General features: G+C 64.6%; 19 protein-coding genes. 17 read left to right on the top strand and 2 right to left on the bottom strand.

All coding sequences use genetic code 11. From position 1 onward, the window contains the following. Positions 1–82 precede the first annotated feature (82 nt). Entirely contained in the window at positions 83–628 is a 546-nt protein-coding gene (locus tag ACLQ7E_RS01280; protein WP_411730718.1) for a YceI family protein, read from the bottom strand. A 487-nt stretch (positions 629–1,115) separates the two neighbouring features. Between ACLQ7E_RS01280 and ACLQ7E_RS01275 the strand changes: the two genes are divergently transcribed. From ACLQ7E_RS01275 to ACLQ7E_RS01260, 4 genes are all read left to right on the top strand, one after another. Next, on the top strand, positions 1,116–1,391 hold the full coding sequence (locus ACLQ7E_RS01275; protein WP_411730717.1) for a hypothetical protein: 276 nt from the start codon (positions 1,116–1,118) through the stop codon (positions 1,389–1,391). Positions 1,392–1,577: 186 nt separating this feature from the next. Next, positions 1,578–2,675 (top strand): pyridoxal-phosphate-dependent aminotransferase family protein, encoded by a 1,098-nt coding sequence (locus ACLQ7E_RS01270; RefSeq protein WP_411730716.1) that lies wholly within the window; start codon positions 1,578–1,580, stop codon positions 2,673–2,675. Between the two features lie 262 nt (positions 2,676–2,937). Further along, a complete protein-coding gene (locus tag ACLQ7E_RS01265; protein ID WP_411730715.1) occupies positions 2,938–4,389 on the top strand; it encodes an APC family permease in 1,452 nt (483 codons plus the stop codon). A gap of 50 nt (positions 4,390–4,439) precedes the next feature. Then, positions 4,440–5,660: an acyl-CoA dehydrogenase family protein gene (locus tag ACLQ7E_RS01260; protein WP_411730714.1), complete on the top strand. Its 1,221-nt coding sequence runs from the start codon at positions 4,440–4,442 to the stop codon at positions 5,658–5,660. 276 nt (positions 5,661–5,936) lie between these two features. Here ACLQ7E_RS01260 and ACLQ7E_RS01255 read toward each other — a convergent pair whose 3' ends face one another. Then, the gene (locus ACLQ7E_RS01255; protein WP_411730713.1) at positions 5,937–7,226 is read right to left on the bottom strand and encodes a benzoate/H(+) symporter BenE family transporter; all 1,290 of its coding nucleotides are present in this window, start codon (positions 7,224–7,226) and stop codon (positions 5,937–5,939) included. A gap of 167 nt (positions 7,227–7,393) precedes the next feature. Here ACLQ7E_RS01255 and ACLQ7E_RS01250 point away from each other — a divergent pair, with 167 nt between their 5' ends. From ACLQ7E_RS01250 to ACLQ7E_RS01190, 13 genes are all read left to right on the top strand, one after another. Further along, positions 7,394–8,164 (top strand): SDR family oxidoreductase, encoded by a 771-nt coding sequence (locus tag ACLQ7E_RS01250; protein ID WP_411730712.1) that lies wholly within the window; start codon positions 7,394–7,396, stop codon positions 8,162–8,164. 53 nt (positions 8,165–8,217) lie between these two features. Further along, positions 8,218–9,135 (top strand): helix-turn-helix transcriptional regulator, encoded by a 918-nt coding sequence (locus ACLQ7E_RS01245; protein WP_411730711.1) that lies wholly within the window; start codon positions 8,218–8,220, stop codon positions 9,133–9,135. 285 nt (positions 9,136–9,420) lie between these two features. Next, complete coding sequence (locus ACLQ7E_RS01240; RefSeq protein WP_411730719.1) at positions 9,421–9,765, top strand: ArsR/SmtB family transcription factor; 345 nt, start codon at positions 9,421–9,423, stop codon at positions 9,763–9,765. Between the two features lie 2 nt (positions 9,766–9,767). After that, positions 9,768–10,265, top strand: coding sequence for an SRPBCC family protein (locus ACLQ7E_RS01235; protein WP_411730710.1), 498 nt, complete (start codon positions 9,768–9,770; stop codon positions 10,263–10,265). Positions 10,266–10,456: 191 nt separating this feature from the next. Beyond that, on the top strand, positions 10,457–10,933 hold the full coding sequence (locus ACLQ7E_RS01230) for a DUF2975 domain-containing protein (RefSeq protein ID WP_411730709.1): 477 nt from the start codon (positions 10,457–10,459) through the stop codon (positions 10,931–10,933). Continuing rightward, complete coding sequence (locus ACLQ7E_RS01225) at positions 10,933–11,172, top strand: helix-turn-helix domain-containing protein (RefSeq protein WP_411730708.1); 240 nt, start codon at positions 10,933–10,935, stop codon at positions 11,170–11,172. The genes ACLQ7E_RS01230 and ACLQ7E_RS01225 overlap by 1 nt, the downstream gene beginning before the upstream one ends. Before the next feature lie 122 nt (positions 11,173–11,294). Continuing rightward, positions 11,295–12,521 carry a LolA family protein gene (locus tag ACLQ7E_RS01220; RefSeq protein ID WP_411730707.1) on the top strand — a complete coding sequence of 409 codons (1,227 nt, stop codon included), beginning with the start codon at positions 11,295–11,297 and terminating at the stop codon, positions 12,519–12,521. Next, positions 12,518–13,489, top strand: coding sequence for an ABC transporter ATP-binding protein (locus tag ACLQ7E_RS01215; RefSeq protein WP_411730705.1), 972 nt, complete (start codon positions 12,518–12,520; stop codon positions 13,487–13,489). Before ACLQ7E_RS01220 ends, ACLQ7E_RS01215 begins: the two co-directional genes overlap by 4 nt. Next, a complete protein-coding gene (locus tag ACLQ7E_RS01210; protein ID WP_411730704.1) occupies positions 13,479–14,294 on the top strand; it encodes an ABC transporter permease in 816 nt (271 codons plus the stop codon). Before ACLQ7E_RS01215 ends, ACLQ7E_RS01210 begins: the two co-directional genes overlap by 11 nt. 373 nt (positions 14,295–14,667) lie before the next feature. Further along, positions 14,668–15,867 carry a hypothetical protein gene (locus tag ACLQ7E_RS01205; protein WP_411730703.1) on the top strand — a complete coding sequence of 400 codons (1,200 nt, stop codon included), beginning with the start codon at positions 14,668–14,670 and terminating at the stop codon, positions 15,865–15,867. A 301-nt stretch (positions 15,868–16,168) separates the two neighbouring features. Then, positions 16,169–16,984: an excalibur calcium-binding domain-containing protein gene (locus ACLQ7E_RS01200; RefSeq protein WP_411730702.1), complete on the top strand. Its 816-nt coding sequence runs from the start codon at positions 16,169–16,171 to the stop codon at positions 16,982–16,984. Between the two features lie 43 nt (positions 16,985–17,027). Beyond that, positions 17,028–17,933, top strand: a complete 906-nt coding sequence (locus tag ACLQ7E_RS01195; RefSeq protein WP_411730701.1) for an HNH endonuclease family protein — start codon at positions 17,028–17,030, stop codon at positions 17,931–17,933. A 166-nt stretch (positions 17,934–18,099) separates the two neighbouring features. Further along, on the top strand, positions 18,100–18,267 hold the full coding sequence (locus tag ACLQ7E_RS01190) for a hypothetical protein (protein WP_411730700.1): 168 nt from the start codon (positions 18,100–18,102) through the stop codon (positions 18,265–18,267). Positions 18,268–18,376: the final 109 nt, after the last annotated feature.

Genomic DNA, 18,376 nt, shown 5'->3' with positions numbered 1-18,376 from the left:
GTGGCGTTTTCTTGTTGCGCGCGGGGGCGGCCGCCCCCCCCCCCCCCCCCCCCCCCCCCCCCCCGACACGGGCCGAAGGGGCTTAGTTCTGCGCCGCGAGCACGAAGGCGGAATCGATGTTGATGGTGACCTTGTCGCCAACCAGCACGCCGCCGGCCTCGAGGGCGGCGTTCCAGGTGATGCCGAATTCCTTGCGGGAGATCTGCGTGGTGGCGGAGAATCCGGCGCGGGTGGCACCGAACGGGTCAACGGCCACGCCGCCGAACTCGACCTTGAAGGTCACAGGCTTGGTGGTTTCCTTGATGGTCAGTTCGCCCTGGAGTTCGAACTCTTCCGGGGAGCCTGCAACGCCGGTGGACACGAAAGTCATTTCCGGGAACTGCTCTACGTTGAAGAAGTCCGCGCCTTTGACGTGGGCGTCGCGGTTGTTGTCGTTCGAGTCGAAGGACTCGGTCTTGACGATTGCTTCGACCTTGGAGGAGGCGATCGAATCGCCCACGGTCAGGGTGCCGGTGACGTCGGTGAATGCGCCGCGGACCTTGGAGATGCCTGCGTGGCGAACGGTGAAGCCAACTTCGCTGTGCGAGGTGTCGAGGGTCCAGGTGCCGGGAATGATTTCAATGCTCATGGGGAAAGCTCCTTGTGTTGGAAGCCGGCGTGTTCACCGGTTTGCATGCTTATGTATATAAATATGACACAGGCTGATTGACGTGTCAACCATTATTTTTTGTGACGCAACACTTCTTAACCTGCCACAGGTTCCCGATAGTCCGGCGGACTTCCAGTTAATGCCGGGTGAACATTCCGCGGGGAGCATTCGCCGAGGTTCCGCGCGTGGCATTCCGCGAGCGACCGGTCCAGCCCGTTTCGTCCCGCGGGCCCCGGGAACTGCGCTGATGCGCGGCGAGGGCCGCCGTGGGCGGTGGTTGTCGATCCGGGGCACTGTCGTGCAGTCCTCGCCACGGGCTTTCCGTGCGCCGATGTTGGTGCGATGGGTCCGGTCTGCGCTGGCCGATTCTGCTTCACTGCCACATCGAGGCTAGGCTGGCCATAAGAGCTGCATGGTGATATGCGTCACGACGAAGTGAGAGTGGAAGCCAAATGAAAGGCAGAATATGAACGACGTAATCTCAGAGGCATTGATTGTGCTCGGTAGTACTGACGCCGATGACTCGGGCCCGGAGGCTCGGGGGCGCCGCGCGCACGCACGGGTCCTGGCCATGATCGAATTGGCGCGCGAGAGCGGGCGAAGCCGCCGGGAACAGCGGATCGCGAACTTGCTCATGCTGGCGCAGCTGGACAAGAAGGACTCGTCCGAGGCGCTGAGGGAAGCTCGGCGGTTGATGTCGCTTGACGAAGATTCGACAGACTGGCTGCTGAAGGCAGCCTAGCTTCGCGCCGCGGGGACGCCTTGTCTGCAGTAGATCGCTGGATCACCAGGCGGAAACCCCGAAGGCCTTGACGAATGAATCCCAATGTTCCGTGACGGGCGCGGCTTCATGTAACCCGCGCGCAGCCGGCGCGGCATAGGCTGGCTCCTAGCCATCCAGAGATTGCATTGAGAAAAGTGAGATCAAATGACCCAGATCGTTCCGGTACGCCACCTCTTCGGACCCGGCCCATGCAACCCCTACCCTGAAGCCACCGCCGCACTTGGGTTGCCGCTGCTGGGCCACCTTGATCCTTTGTTTATCGCCCGCATGGATCGCACCGCCGAGGGGCTGCGCACCTTGTGGGGCACCAAGAACACACGCACCCTGCCGCTCAGCGCCACCGGTTCGGCCGGCATGGAAGCCGCCTTCGTCAACACCGTGAAGGCGGGCGACGTTGCGGTTATCGCCGTCAATGGACTCTTTGGTGAGCGCATGTGCGAGGTCGCTTCGCGGGCAGGTGCCGACGTGGTTCGCGTGGACCACGAATACGGAACTCCGGTCGATGCCCAGCGCGTGGCCGACGCGCACCCGAACCCCACGGTGATCGCCGCCGTGCACGCCGAAACCAGCACCGGCGTCGTTTCAGACATCGCGGCGCTCGGCGCCATCAAGGGCGACGCGCTGCTGATCGTCGATGCCGTCACCTCGATCGGCGGCATGCCGGTACTTGCCGATGAGTGGGGGATTGACGTGGGTTATGCCGGTACGCAGAAGTGCATCGGCGTGGCCCCGGGCCTGGCGCCCTTCACGATCTCCGACCGTGCCTTCGGACGCCGCATTGAAAAGCCGCAATCCTGGTACCTCGATCTTGGTCTGCTTGGCGGATACACCACCGGGGGAGCTGGCGGAGGCCGTACCTATCACCACACCGCTCCGGTCGGCATGGTGGCCTCGCTTGAGGCAGGCATCGACCGAATCCTGGCCGAGGGCCTGGATGCCGTCACTCTGCGCCACCAGGCCGCGGGTAAGGCGTTGCAGGACGGGCTGGAGGAAATGGGCCTGACGCTCTTCGCCGCCGAGGGTCACCGGCTGCCGCAGCTGACCACCGTGTACGTTCCGGAGGGAGTGGATTCGGCCAGGGTCCGCAGCTACCTGCTCGAGCGCTTCAACATCGAGATTGGTGGCGGCGTGGGCAAGTATGCGAGCACTGTCTGGCGCATTGGCCTGATGGGTCCGAACGCCAACCCGACCTCGGTCGCGCTGATCCTGACGGCGCTAAAGGAAGCTATCGCGAAGGCGTAGTCCCGGCCGGGGCTTCGGCAAGGGCCGACGCTTGCACATTGCCTATCCGGAAGCGCTTGCCGTGCCACATATTCATGACGCAAGATTTCCTCCGACCCGTCCTCGGTGACGCCGCATGACGCGCCGCGGGCGCAAAAAAGGCGAAATGGCGTCACCGAGGGACGCTTAAATAAATGTACGGAAATGAGATCGATACCCACCGCGCGGCGATCCTAAAGTGGATCCATCCCATTGAGTGAAATCCCGTTCGGAGCACATCGCCATGTCTCAACAGCAGGCCCTCGCGTCCTCGCCAGCAAGCCCAGGAACTGACACCAAGGACGACCGGCCCCGGCTGCGCGGAAACCTTGGCGTCGCCTCCATCGTCTTTATCGTTGTTGCCGCTGCCTCGCCCTTGGGAGTCATCGGTGGTCCCGTTCCCTTGGGTATCGCGTTCGGCAACGGGGCAGGCTTCCCGTTTTCCTTTGTGATCGCAACGGTTGTGTTGCTTCTCTTCTCCGTCGGTTTCACCCAGATGACCCGTTTTGTGCCAACGGCCGGGGCCTTCTATTCCTACGTCAGCAAGGGCATGGGTCGCGGGTTTGGCCTGGGGGCGGCCTTTGTTGCTTTGCTGGCCTACCTGGCGCTCGAGGCCGGAGTATTCGGACTCTTCGGACCCGGGTTAGGTGAGCTGGTGAAATCCTACGGTGGACCCGATCTGCCATGGTGGGCGTGGGCGGTTGTGGGGTTCGTTGCCGTGACAGCGCTTGGTTATCGGAACATCGCGCTCTCCGGCAAGCTGCTGGCCGTGTTGCTCATTGCCGAGGTTGCCATTGTTCTCCTACTTGATGCGGTTGTCATCTTTTCCGGTGGAGGGCCCGAGGGCTTCGCTACCGGCATCGTCACGCCCTCCGAGATTGTTTCCGGCGCACCGGGCATGGGAATCCTCTTCGCTATCCTGAGCTTCGTCGGATTTGAAGCGACCGCCGTCTTCCGCGACGAAGCCAAGGATCCTGACCGCACCATTCCTCGGGCCACCTACATCTCGCTGATCTCCATTGGAGTCTTTTACACGGTTTCCAGCTGGGTATTGATCAGCGCGAATGGGGAGAGCGGCATTGTTGCCAACGCCACGGAGAACCCCGGCACCATCCTGCAAAGCACTACCCAGATTTACCTGGGTGCCGCGGGAGGACACATCGTCCAGTTGCTGTTTGTCACCAGCTTGTTCGCCTGCATCCTTTCATTCCACAACATTGCCTCTCGCTACCTGTTCCAGCTTGGTGCCCGCGGTGTGTTGCCCGCACCGCTTGGCAGAGCGCACCCCGTCCTCGGCGCGCCCTCGATGGCGTCGTTAGTCGCATCGGCAACCGTCGGCGCGCTGATCATCGCCGCTGCCTTGCTGCAGCTGGACCCTATCGGCCAGTTCTACACCTGGCTCGGCGGCATTTCCTCGGTTGGCATTGTGTTGCTGCTGACCTTGACATCCATTGCCGTGTTGGTCTTCTTCGGTTCCAAGGAGCGCGGCGGGGCGCTGTGGCCGCGGCGCATAGCTCCCGGGCTAGGTCTGGGGGGACTGTTGGCCTTCTTTGCGATCATTCTGGTGAACCTGCCGGCGCTGGTAGGGGAGTCCAGCTACGGGCCGTTCTCCGTGGGGGTGCTGGTGCTTTTGGCCGCGGCGCTGCTGGCTGGACCCATTGTGGCGGCACGTCGTCGTTCTGTGGTCCTTGACTGAGCGCCTCAGCAACGCCTAGCCTCACTTCTCAACTCGTTTCGGGAGAATTCATGAACACCGTATTGTCCACTGCCCCCTTATGGGCAGGCCATGCCGACTCCAGCGAACTGGACCACTGGAGTAGGGTGGCCCAGAGCGTTGCCGTCGAGCTGGCCAAGGGCTCGCTGGAACGTGACCAGACCGGCGCGGATCCGCTGGCGGCGCTGCAGCTATTACGCAAGCACGGCTTGGTGAAGCTCGTGGTCCCGGCCATCTATGGCGGTGCCGGGGCGCACTGGGAAACCGCGTTTCGGGTCATCCGGATTCTGGCCCGGGCAGATGCATCGGTCGCGCAGATTCTTGGTTACCACTATCTGAATTCTTCCTGCCTCGCGTTCTACGGTGCGGGCCGCGACCAGTCTGCGAGGTTCCGGCTGATAGCCGAGCGGGACCAACTCTGGAGTGACGCGCTCAATCCCGTTGATCCGGACTTGGAACTGGTCGCGGATGGCTCTGGCTATCGACTCGGCGGACTCAAGCGTTTTGCCACTGGAGCCTCCGCCACCGATATCATCATTTCGGCCGCCCAAGCCAGTGGGGGCCAGTACGACGGTCGCGTCGTTGTCTTCGCCGTGGAGCGCGGACGGGAAGGCATCTCATTTCTCGGCGACTGGGACCATCTGGGCCAGCGTGCCTCGGCCAGTGGATCGGTGCGATTCGACAAAGTGCGCGTGGTCGAGTCGGACATCGTGGGCTTCGATGAAGGGACCGCATTCTCCACCGTGGTGACACCGGGCGTCCAATTGCTCTTCGGGAACATTTATTTGGCCGCTGCAGAAGGGGCACTTGAGCAGGCTAGGGAATTGACGCTGGCTAGGCGAAACTCCTGGTTCCTCTCCGGGGTGCAGACGTATGCCGAGGACCCGCTGGTACATCGTACTTACGGCGAACTCGTGGCCAGGACCCAAGCGGTTGAGGCGCTTGCCGACAGGCTGAACCGCCGCTTCGACGAGGTCATCAACTTGGGCGACGCTGTGACCGAAGCGGATCGGGCGCGTCTCGAGGTTGAGGTTGCCGGGCTTAAGATTGTCTCCACGGAGGCGGCGCTTGAGGTCACCAGCCGCGTGTTCGAGGTGACGGGTGCAAGCTCCACCAAGCGATCGGTGGGGCTGGATCTGTACTGGCGCAATATCCGGACGCACTCACTTCACGATCCTGTCGACTACAAGAAGGTGGAAGTGGGCGCATTCTTCCTGAACGGAATCGTGCAGCCGATTTCGCTCTATACATAAGTTTCAGCAGCGCGCCCCTTGTCGGCGGACGAGGGCCAGACGTGCCCAGTGGCGCTCGTCGCGTCTGGTTCGGGCGGCGGCACGAATATGCCACTGCAACGAGGGCCGAACCTACTGTGGGAACGCCGCTCTGCCGCTTTGAAAAGAACTGGTCGAATCCGCCGATCGCGGCGCCACGCACCCGCCCGCGCGAGAACGACCCGTCAACGGGACGGTGACTGTTCGGAAGCGGCACAGGACTCAAGGGCATGGCGCGACGGGAATCGGTCAAAGGGGTTACGCCGAGGCGGCGTGGTCGCGCCGCTCCAGCAGGCGGGAGACCGTGTAGCCGATGAGGATGCCCCAGAACGCGGCGTGGATGTTGAACAATTTCAGGTCCGAGATCGTGACGACGAAGGTCACCAACGATCCCAGGGTGTAGGTGGTGGAGAACGCGGTGACGAAGGCCTGCTGGAGTGCCTTGAGCATGGCAATGCCGCCCAGTGCCAGGACGAAGGCCTCGGGTGTGGCCAGCATGAACCGGGTCAGCGTCGGCGCCAGCAGCGCACAAAGAAGCGAAAGCAGGCCGTAGACCACCGCTCCGGTGTACTGCCGGTTCTTGTCCCCGGAGGAAGTCAACAGGGCATTGGTCGGACCTGTCACGCATGCCGCCACGGCACCGAACCCAGCATTAACGATGGAGAATATGCCGGAGGCGACGGCGAAGGCATTCACCGGTGGACGATGGCCGGCGGCGCGCAGCACGGCCACGCCCTGCCCGTTCTGCACGATCAGCACCGTAATGGCCAGCGGTACCACCAGTTCCAGTTGTGCTGCCCACGTGAACTCGGGTGCGGTGAACACCGGGACGGCGAAGATCGGCCCGGATCCGGACTCCATCGCGAACTGCCCACTCGCCGCCACGGCAATGATGCCAACCACCAGGGTGCCCAATACCGGTGGAAGATATTTGCCCAGCGTGGGCACTGCGCTCAGGGCGATGAACGCCAATACCATGGGCCCGGCCACCACGGGGTTGGACTGGGTGGAGGTGACGATGTCGGTACCGAAGCGCAGGAACACCGCAGCGACCATGGCCATGACGATCGGCATGGGAATGGCTGCCATGATTCGACGCACCAGTCCGGTGGCGCCCAGGGCGAGGATCAGTACCCCGGCGACGAAAAATGCTCCCACCACCTCAGGGAAGGACAGGTGCTGCAGGGAAGGGCCCAGCAGCACGGTGCCGGGGATGGACCACGCGAACCCGAGGGGCTGGCGGTACAGCAGTGACATCACGATGGTTGCGAGCCCGGCGGAGAGAAAGATGCCGAACACCCACGAGGCCAGCTCGGCCTGGCTCAGACCGCCGACAGCACCTACGGCCAGCGTCACCGCAATGGGTCCGGAAGCGGAAAAGATCAGCCCGATCACCCCATTGCCGGCGTACTGCGGGGCGATGTCGCGCAGCACGTCGCGCACCCCTGCGGGCCGGAGTACGGGGCGTTCGAGCAGCGGCGAACGCTCGGGCGCCGCGGCGGCCATCGCGGGTTCCCGCGTGGATGGCTCGGAGGCTGGGCTGGGCATGTTTGCTCCTGATCGACAAAGGATGATGGCCCTACCAGTCCACCATCTCTGCCGCTGCCCCAACGCCACGGGAGGTGCCCAGCTGATCCTGGGTACGGCATACCCCGGATCAGTTGGGCCCGGCTCCGGACCCCCACGGGCCGGTCCGCTCTGGTGGAATGGATCCCATGACAACAACAAACCAGCACGCCCCGTCCCCTGACCGTCTGCGCGCCGTGGTCACCGGCGCGAGCACCGGCATCGGTGCCGCAGCCGCCCGTCACCTGGTCGCCGCCGGGTGGTCAGTGCTGGCTGTCGCCCGCCGCGGAGATCGCCTCGAGGCCCTGGCCGCGGAGATCGGCTGCGACGTGCTGGCCGCGGATATCACCTCCGATGACGATGTGGCCCGCATCGTGGAGGCCGCAGGCACGGTCCACACGCTGATCAACAACGCCGGCGGTGCCCGCGGCACCGAGACGATCGCCAACGCGGACCTGGAGAATTGGTCCTGGATGTACGACGTCAACGTCCTGGGCACGGTCCGGCTGACCAAGGCGCTGTTGCCTGCCTTGCGCGCATCCGGTCGCGGCGACGTAGTGGTCGTCACCTCTGTTGCAGGGCACGGCACCTACGAGGGCGGGGGCGGTTACGCCGCGGCCAAGCACGCCGAGCGGGTGATCGCCCAGACCCTGCGACTGGAACTCAACGGCGAACCGATCCGGGTCATCGAAATCGTTCCCGGGCTGGTACACACGGAGGAGTTCTCCCTGCGTCGCCTCGGCGGGGACCAGGCCGCAGCCGACGCCGTCTACTCCGGAGTGCCCAACCCCTTGTCGGCCGATGACGTGGCGGAGTGCATCACCTGGACCTTGTCCCGCCCTCACCATGTGAATATCGACCAGCTGGTGGTCAAGCCCCTTGCCCAGGCCGCGATCCATAAGATGCACCGCACCTCTTAAAGCACCGCGGCTTTGAAGGTGGGATCATGGACTGTGGTGAAAGGAACCTGGAAATGAACGCTGGTACCGAGCTCGGTGAGTTCCTCAAAGTCCGACGTGCCCTCGTGTCCCCGGCCGGTGACGGCGGGCCGCGACGACGCGTGCCGGGACTGCGGCGGGAGGAAGTCGCCGCCTTGGCCAGAGTGAGCGCCGACTACTACACCCGCCTGGAACAGGGCCGGCACAAGCGCCCGTCCGAGGCCGTGCTGGGCGCCTTGGCCCAGGCCCTGCAGCTGGACGATCTGGCCACACGGCACCTGTTCGACCTCGCCCGCGCAGTGGCCGCCCCGCGCCGAACCGGACCGGAGGCCGCCGTCCAGCGGGTGCGCCCCTCACTGCACCAGCTGCTTGCCTCCTTCACCGAGCACCCGGCATTCATCCGTGGACGACGCACCGAGGTGCTGGCCATGAACCCGCTGGCTGCGTTTCTGCTCGCCGACTTCCCTGCCAAACCGGCACAGGAGCGAAGCCTGATCCGCTGGGCGTTCCTGGACGCCGAAGCGCGGACCCGCTACGTGGACTGGGAGAAGATCGCCTCCTCGATGGTCGGTACCTTGCGTCTGGACGCCGGCCGCCACCCCGACGACCCGCTCTTGCTCCAACTCGTCGGCGAGCTGGCCGTCCACAGTGAGGAGTTCCGCACCTGGTGGGCGGACCACCGCGTGGTCGAACGCCGCGACGGGATCAAACGACTCAACCACCCGCTCGTGGGGCACCTCGACATTCGCTACGAAGCCCTTGAAGTCACCGGAGAGCCGGACCAGACGCTGTTCATCTACACCACCGAGCCCGGCTCCGAATCAGAATCCAAACTGCGAACCCTCGCCGGCTGGGTCTACGGTGACAGCACCGCACGGGACCACTCCGGAGCACTCACAAGCCCCTTGGACCCGCAAGAGCCCAGGCCCAATCCCGACCCTGCAGAACACTAGTTTCGATTGCGGATTTGTGCAGATCTGTTTGTCGATTAGCGGCAATTCAACGGCCGCAGGAAATTGATGGTCACGGGTTTCGTCCCGCATTCGGTGGGCGTGCTGCCCGGGTAGGCAACGGTCGGTTGTGCCTGGCCGAAATACTGTCGCCCATTTTTTTGAGCTGCTGGATGGCCGCTTTCTTTACAACTGGCGGGCCACGCCTTCGGGACAAGTGGGCGAATGCCAGAAATTCCCCACCACATCTATTGCATCGGGCTCGTCGGCGCAGTAACCTACAACCAAATGGTTGTATATGAATTGAGCGAAACCGAGATCGACCGCATCTTCCAGGCCATGGCGGATGCGACCCGGCGCGACATCATCAAGCAGGCGATGCTCCGGGAACAATCGGTCTCCGAGTTGGCGAAGCGCTATGACATGAGCTTCGCAGCCGTGCAAAAGCACGTGGCGGTGCTCGAAAGGGCATCGCTGATCACCAAGGAGCGACGCGGAAGGGAGCAGATCGTGCACGGGAACCCCGAATCCCTGCGCCGTGCCACCCGGCTGCTGGAGGCCTATGAGGGCATCTGGCGGCAACGCGTCGGCAGAATCGGAGACATCCTCTCCGACGATCTCGAAGGAGCATAACCATGAGCGTCATCAGCGTTCAAACCGACCCGGAAAACCTCACCCTCACCCTGGTTGCCGAATTCGCGGCGAAGAAGGAGCGCATCTGGCAGATCTGGGAGGATCCGCGCCAGCTCGAGCGGTGGTGGGGTCCGCCGACTTGGCCCGCCACCTTTGTCCGCCACGAGTTTGTCGAGGGCGGGGAGTGCAGGTATTACATGAGTGGACCGGATGGAGAGAAGGCCCGTGGCTGGTGGAAGATCGTCTCCGTGGACGCACCCAACGGCTTCGAGTTCCAGGATGGGTTCGCCGGGGATGACGGGGAGCCGAGCGGCTTCCTGGGCATCACGCAATGCGTGGTGAGGCTTGAGGAGCAGGACGGGACGACCCGCATGACCTCGGTGTCCTCGTTCGAAAGTCCCGAACAGCTTGAGGAAATGATCAAGATGGGCATGGAGGAGGGCATGCGCGAGGCCGCCGGGCAGATCGAGGCGATCCTCGCCGAGACCTCGGTCAGGTAGTCGTTGCAGCGGCAAGGAACTTCATGAAATAGGGGCGGGGCCGATGCGGTCCCGCCCCTGGTTCGTCCCGGGGAGCGAGCGGTTCTTCGGTGCCGCGGAAGTGTCACCGCTGTCCTGTGACGGCACGCGACAATTGCCTAGCCTATCGTTTAACGATACATTAATATTGTTACTCGATATTAGGAGCCCCGATGGGAAAGTTTACTGTCCTCGCGTTGCGCATTGTGCTCGCTCTGGGTCTTGCGGGCGCGTTGTTCGTGCAGGCGGTGATGGTCCCGCTGCTGGCCATCGACCTGGAAGAGGCGGGCCCCGGTGTCATCGCCGTGCGGACCCCGGTGATCCTGATCGTGCTGTTGGGCATCGTCACCGTCCAGGTCTCCATGGTCTGCGTGTGGCGGCTGCTGAGCATGGTGCGCCGGGGAACGGTGTTTTCCCGCGGTGCCTTCCGCTATGTGGACATCGTGATTGGTGCCGTCGCTGCGGCCGCTTTGCTCACCTTCGCGCTGGCCGTGGTCCTCGCCCCCGGGGAAGCGGTCGCCCCGGGGATCGTGCTGCTGCTCTGCGGCGGGGCACTGCTGGTCGGCGGGGTCGCGCTGATCGTCATTGTGCTGCGCATGCTGCTAGCCCAGGCGCTGGGCATGCGTGCCGAGCTGGACGAAGTCATCTGATGCCGATCATCGTGGACATCGACGTCATGCTGGCCAGGCGCAAGATGCAGGTCGGGGCGCTCGCCGAACGCATCGGCATCACTCCGGCCAACTTGGCGGTGCTCAAGAACGGGAGGGCCAAGGCCGTGCGCTTCACGACGCTCGAGGCGTTGTGCGAGGTGCTCGAATGCCAGCCCGGGGACTTGTTGCGGTGGGAGCCGGAATCGCCCGCCGGCGGCGGTGCTCCTTCGGGAGCCTGAGGGTTCGGTCGGCCCCGGCCGGGAGCCCCGGCCGGGAGCCCCTGCCGGGAGCCCCTGCGGGGCATCGCCATCGCCGCCGCACCGGCGTACGGTGGAGATACCAAGACGCTTGATGGGGATTGATGGCCGTGAAAACCGCTGTGCTCAAGAAATGGATACCCGCCGTGCTGGCGCCCGCAGTCATTGCGGCCTTCGCCGTGGGTGCCTCGCTCTCCGCCAACGCACAGGTGCAGCTCGAGCCCAAGACGCCGCAGCAGGTGCTGCAGATGATCGCGGGCTCCAGTGTCACCGACTTCTCCGGCACCGCCCGGGCGACGCTGGACCTGGGGATCCCGCAGCTGCCGGATCCGGGAGACACCGGCATGATGCAGCAACCAGGAGCCCCAGAGGCAGGGAGCGCACCCCCTTCTTCCGGTGCGCCGGCAACGGCCGGCTCCGACCTGCTGGACATGCTCTCCAAACTGTCGGGAACCCACGAGGCCCGCGTCTATGTTGACGGACCGGACAAGGCCCGGATCCAGGTCATGGATGGCATGCACGAGCAGAACTTCATCCGCAACGGCAACTCGCTGTGGCACTACAACTCGGCCGAGAACACCGCCGTCCACATGACTCTTCCCAAGGTGCTCCGCCATGCAGGACCCCCACGGCACACGATGCAGCCGCCAACCCCCGGCGTGGTGGCGGACCGCCTCATTGAGGCGATGGGACCGAACACCGAGATGAGCGTGCAGGACGGAACCCGCGTGGCCGGCCGCGACGCCTACACCCTCGAGTTGGTTCCGCGCAGCGACGAATCCCTGATTGCCAAGGTGAGCATCGGGGTCGACGCTGCCACCGGCGCACCACTGGATGTCGTGGTGGATGCCGTGGGGCAGGAGGATCCAGCCATCGCGGTCGGATTCACCTCGTTCACCCCCGAGACGCCCGCGGCCAACCTCTTTGAATTCACTCCGCCGCCGGGGGCCGAGGTGAGCCAGCACAAGATCGCAAAAAAGTCCCTCGGCCACAAAATCGATGCCAAGGCGAACGGGCACAAGAACCCGAAAAAGTCCCTTGACCACAAGACCGGTGCCAAGGATGATGCAGCAAAGCGTGGCGGCAAGAGCCAGGCGAACCCGCCCGAAGCCATCATGGGCATGGGCTGGGATGCCGTGGTGGTGGTTCCCGCCAAGGACGTTCCCCAGGAACTGGCCGCGAACGAACTGCTGAACCAGCTGGCCACGCCGGTCGAGGGCGGGAAGCTGCTTCACACCTCCTTGCTCAATGTCCTGATCACCGATGACGGGCGCATGGTCATTGGCCCGGTGACGGTGGCCCGGCTGCAGGCCGCGGCCAACGGCCAGTGACCGAAGTGCCGGAACCCGGCGAACTGGCGATCCACACGTCGGGGCTGGGCAAGAGCTTCGGGAAACGCCGCGTGGTCAACGACCTGGACCTGGCGGTGCCGCGCGGGTCGGTCTTCGGTTTCCTGGGGCCCAACGGCTCGGGCAAGACCACCACCATCAGGATGCTGCTGGGCCTGGCAGCCCCGGACAGCGGCAGCATTTCCCTGCTCTCCGAATCCATGCCCGGCGCGGCTTCCCGGGTGCTGCCGCGGGTTGGCTCCCTGATTGAGGGTCCGGCCTTCTACCCCTTCCTTTCCGGACGTGCGAACCTCGTTCGCTTCGATTCCGCCGACCGTACCTCCGATGCATCCACCCGCACCCGCCGCGTGGACGCAGCCCTGGAAAAGGTCGGGTTGGGCAAGGCCGCCCGTTTGGCAGTGCACGCCTACTCGCTGGGCATGAAGCAGCGCCTGGGGATCGCCAACGCCCTGGTCACCGAACGCGAGTTGCTGGTGCTCGACGAACCGACCAACGGGCTGGACCCGCACGGAACCCGCGAAGTCAGGCACCTGATCCGGGCGCTCGCCGCGGAGGGGACCACGGTCTTTGTCTCCAGCCACCTGCTCAGTGAGGTCGAGCAGATGTGCAGCCACGTGGCGGTGATGAGCGTGGGAAATTTGGTGGCACAGGGGAGGCTGGAGGAGTTGCGGGCCGAGGGGAAGCGCATGGTTACCCTGCGCACCCCGGATACCGGCGTGGCAATGGCGGTGTTGTCCCGGCTGGGACTCGAAGCGCGGCTGGATGCGGTGCCCGCCGGGGAGGACGGGGTCCTTGCCGCGGCGCTGGGAAACGGAGCCCCCGAGCCCGAGCGGCTGGTGGAGGAGCTCGTTGCCGCCGGAGTGCGCGTGCGAGGCTTCACGGTTCAGGCGGCAAGCCTCGAAGAGCGATTCGTGGCGCTGACGGGGGAGGGGTTCGACCTTGTCCAATAGGGGTTTGCTGGCCAATGAAGTGGCGCTGCTGTTTCGGCGCCGCCGCACCTGGGCCATGCTCCTGGCCCTGGGCGCGGTGCCGGTGCTCATCGCCGTTGCGGTGCGCCTGACTTCCGGCCCGCCCTCCGGGCGTGGACCGGCGTTCCTGGACCGGGTTGCGGGAAACGGGTTGTTCGTGGCGATCACCGGGCTGCTGGTCTGCATCCCGCTCTTCCTGCCGCTGACCGTCGCGGTGGTTTCGGGTGACACGATCGCCGGGGAGGCAGGGACCGGGACGCTGCGCTACCTGCTCACCGCACCTGTCTCGCGCCCGCGCCTGCTGCTGGTCAAGTTCACCGTGGCGGCGCTCTTCGCCCTGGCGGCCACGGCGATGGTGGCCCTGTGCGGGCTGGGCATCGGGGCGTTGCTCTTTCCCACGGGGCCGGTGACGCTGCTGTCGGGAACCACCATTTCCGCACCCGCGGCGGTGCTGCGCGTCGGGTTGGTGGCGCTCTATGTGGCGGTGTCGCTGCTGGGTCTCACCATGCTGGGCCTGTTCGTCTCCACGCTGACCGACGTTCCGGTGGGCGCCATGGCTGCCATCGCGGTGCTTTCGGTGACCGCACAGATCCTGGGCCAGCTGCCGCAACTGGACTGGCTGCATCCGTGGCTGTTTACCCACCATTGGCTCGGCTTCGCCGACCTGTTGCGCGACCCGATCCGCTGGAGCGAATTCGGGCAGAACGCGCTGCTGCAGGGCGGGTACCTGCTGGTCTTTGGCGCCCTGGCCTATGGCAGGTTCGCCAGCAAGGATGTCCTCTCCTGACACTGGGGCCTTCATCCCGGGCACGCGACAATGGGGGAACGGACAATCTGGCTTGGGTGCTGGCTTGGCTGCTTGATTCCGATCCATCCATCCGCTTGCAGGTCACGCGTGATCCGCTCGATGCCCCCGAACCCGAGGTGGCCAGGGATTCGGCACGCAGGGGGCATTGCAAGATGCGAGTGCTGCGCTGGGCAGGCGTGGCGGCCGATGGACCGATCCAGCTCTGAACTTCATCGGACCCGATGCATGAAGTTCGCGAAGAGTTAACGCCCCGCTGGCGAACCGTTGGGTTCGGTGCGGCATGGTGGGGAACGTGCGGGTGTTGGGGAGCCCGGACCATGTCTGCCCCAACGTACCGAAGGAAATTCGCACCATGCCCAAAAAGTCCTGGCTCACCACCACAGCCTTAACCCTTGCCCTCGGCCTGCTCGCCGGAGCCGGCGCCCCCGGAGCGGCCATGGCCGCCGGCTCCCCGGATCCGCAGGGCCCGCCCGTGCACGCGGCACCCGAGAAGGCCATCGACGGATACCCGCAGATCATCGAATCCGGATCCTGGGACGCCGGGCACATCCAGGGCATCGCCATCGACGAAAAGGGTGGCTTCGTCTACCACTCGTTCACCAACATGCTGGTGAAGACCGACCTGTCCGGTCACGTCATTGGCACCGTCGAGGGCTTCACCGGACACCTCGGGGACCTCGACTTCAACTCCCGCGACGGCCAAGTCTACGGTTCGCTCGAGTACAAGGCGGCCGAGTCCTTCTACATCGCGATCTTCGACGTCGAGAAGATCACCAAGGTCGGCATGGATGCCGAGGACTCAGGCATTGTCACCGCGGTCCACCTGGAGGAAGTGGCCGAGGACTTCACCGCCGACCTGGACGGAAACGGGGTCTTTGACGGCGACACCGCCAACACCGCCGACCACCGCTACGGTTCCAGCGGCATCGACGGGGTTTCCTTTGGCCCTGCATTCGGCTCCGCCAACGGCAAGCAGCAGCTGATGGTCGCATATGGGATCTACCGCAACCTCAATCGGGAGGACAACAACCACCAGGTCATCCTCCAATACGATGTGTCCACATGGGGCGAATTCGCCCGCCCGCTGACCCAGGACGATCCGCACACCTCCGGTCCCGCCACCGTGGATTCGAAATACTTCATCCACACCGGCAACACCAATTTCGGTGTCCAGAACCTTGCCTACGACGAACACACCAAGAACTGGTACCTCGGGGTCTACCGCGGTTCCAAGCCGGGATTCCCCAACCGCACCCTCTACGTCGTGGATGGCACCGCAGCCCCGGCTGAGGGCGTTCTTGCGGGGCAGCCCGGAAACGAATCCGGGCTTCTGGTGCCGCTGCTCCAGGGAGGGATCCCGGATCCAGCCACCGGCATCTTCGGTTGGGAGTTCAAGGCAGATGTCGGCATCGAGCCGGTCGGCCATGGCTACTTCTATGTGGCCCGCGACTTCGACGATTACTCAAGCGGCCACAAGCAGGAAGCCGCGACCCTGGAGTTGTACCGGTGGACGGGTGCCGACGGCGCCGGATTCGAGCGCGTGGTCCGCTAACAACGCCAGCCAAATCATCCGAAGGCGTGGGCGCACATCTTGTGCTCTCCCGCCTTCGGCGCTTTAACGAAGCGGGGTCACAATCGGCGCACTCCTCAGCGCATACATGCCTGTCAACCCAGAGTTTGGCGATTCAAGTCCCGGCGCAACGGGGTAAGAAATGACCATTACGGCAATAGTGGCTATGGTTTGCCCTATTGGTTGGATTAGTTGAAACTTTGGGGAAATCATGACTTGGGGTAGTGAATCAGCGCCGTCGAAGAGGCGCACAAACAAACGCTGGATTTGGTGGGGGATTGCCGTGCTGGCCCTCATCCTGCTGGGCATCGCCGGGGCGCTGCCGGGGTTGATGATTCTTGCGGGGATCGTTGCCTTGATCCTTGGCCTCGTGGCGTTGCTGGCCAACGGCATCAAGTGGGCAAGGATCCCCAATCGCAAGATCGGGGCCGGCGTCGCAGGCGCGGCGCTGGTCCTCACGCTTGCCGGCGGCGCCCTGAGCGGTACGGAGGGAACCGGCAGCCCGGAGGCCTTGATCGACGAACCTGCGGTGGCCGAAACCCTGCAGAGCGATCTCGCGAGCTACGTCGGCAAGTCCTGCGAATTCGACTATCAGGTCATGACCCAGGCTGCTGCCAACAACTACTGCGATGCGGATTCAACGGGTGCCCTGGTCTGGGTCGACCAAGACACCCATGATCGTGCCGAGACCGATCTGGCGGCAGCCCGCGAAGCCGAAACCAAGAAGGCTGCCGAAGCCAAGAAGAAGTCGGAAGAGGCCGCGGCAGCCAAGGCGAAGGCAGTCGCCGACGCCAAGAAAGCGGAAGCGGCAGCAGCAGCGAAGGCAGAAGCCGCCGCCGAGGCCAAGGCAGCCCAAAAGGCGGCGGATGCGCAGGCAGCCAAGGTCCGTGAGCAGGAGGCCAAGTCGGCCCTTGCCGCGGAAGAGGCCCGCGAGGAACAGGAGTCGGCAGAGGCCAAGATGCAGACATTCACCGGCAGCACCTCTTACGAGAATTGCACTGCGGTAAGGGATGCCGGAGCTGCCCCGATCTACAGGGGCGATCCGGGCTACAGCAGCAAACTTGACCGGGACGGCGACGGTGTCGCCTGTGAGAAATAGCGATAGATCGGCACCGGCAGGTTCCGGGGCGAGGAAGAGCCAGGTGCCCCGCAACAGGATTGGACCTGCCGGCCCACTATCGGCCATGGTGCTGGCGCTGGGCCTGGTCCTGACATCTTGTGCGGGGACCGGGGCGGAGACGCCAGCCGTTGCCGCTCCCGTCATCTGGTCCGAGGCGCCCACCGCCGAACCCCTGGTGATTTGGTCCGAGGCGCCCTCGCCCGAGCCAACGCCGACCGTTGCCGAACCAGTGCCCGAACCCGCGGCGGAAGAAACACGTACGCCCGCCGAACCGTCGAAGAGCCCTTCGCCCGCATCGGCGGCCCCGGCCGCACCTTCGGGCAAGGGAAACGCCGCGACCGCCAAGCCTGGCACGACCCTGCACCAGCTTGCCGGCATCCCGATCAAGGGAAGGGCACCGAAGACTGGCTACGAGCGAAGCCTGTTCGGCAGCGGCTGGAAGGATCCGGACCGCAACGGTTGCGATGCCCGCAACGACATGCTGCGCCGGGATCTGGACGGGATCGCCGTGAGGCCCGGAACCAATGGATGCGTCGTCACCAGCGGAGTCCTCTCCGACCCGTTCACCGGAAAGCGGATTGATTTCGTGCGCGGCCAGGGGACCAGCACCCAGGTCCAGATCGACCACGTGGTTGCCCTGTCCGATGCCTGGCAAAAGGGTGCGCAAAAGATGACCGAGGAGCAGCGGGTGGACTTTGGCAACGATCCGCTGAACCTCTTGGCGGTCGACGGTCCGTCAAATGCCGCCAAGGGCGATTCGGATGCGGCCAGCTGGCTTCCGCCGGACAAGTCGTTCCGTTGCTCCTACGTTGCACGCCAGACCGCGGTCAAGGCCAAGCACGGATTGTGGATGACAAAGGCCGAACATGAGGGCATCAAGCGGATCATCACCATGCAGTGCCCGAACCAAACGATCCCCGGTGGGTAGGAAATCTCTGGTCAATCCGTGCATCTCCGTGTCGGATTTCGCGGCGAACCAGTGTGGGGGAACCGTCTACGCCGACAGGTTCGAATCCTCTGCCGGGCGACTGTTGCCAAGAGCTTGAGCCGGTGCCACGGTTGAGGTATTCGAACCCTTTTCCGGGAGGCACGCCATGGGCAACAACCATCATGAGGACGAACGCTACAAGAAGTTCTACGACCGCCCGCCGCACGGCGAGGTGCCCAAGGACCCGCGGGTCAAGGAGGCCAGGGAGGGCGGAACCGATCCCGTCGCGGACGGGGCGGCGGCGAGTACGGAGCCTGATCCTTCCAATCGCTGAGAAGCAAGCGGATATGTGCGTCAGGTAAAGACAAGGGTCCCGGTTTACCCCGGTGGGGTAACCGGGGCCCGTTGGGGTGGTTGGGGGGTATACACGGGGTCGCTCCCCG

The sequence above is a fragment of the Paeniglutamicibacter sp. genome (assembly GCF_046714615.1).
Taxonomy (GTDB): domain Bacteria; phylum Actinomycetota; class Actinomycetes; order Actinomycetales; family Micrococcaceae; genus Paeniglutamicibacter.
This window is presented reverse-complemented; position numbering and strand designations above follow the sequence as displayed.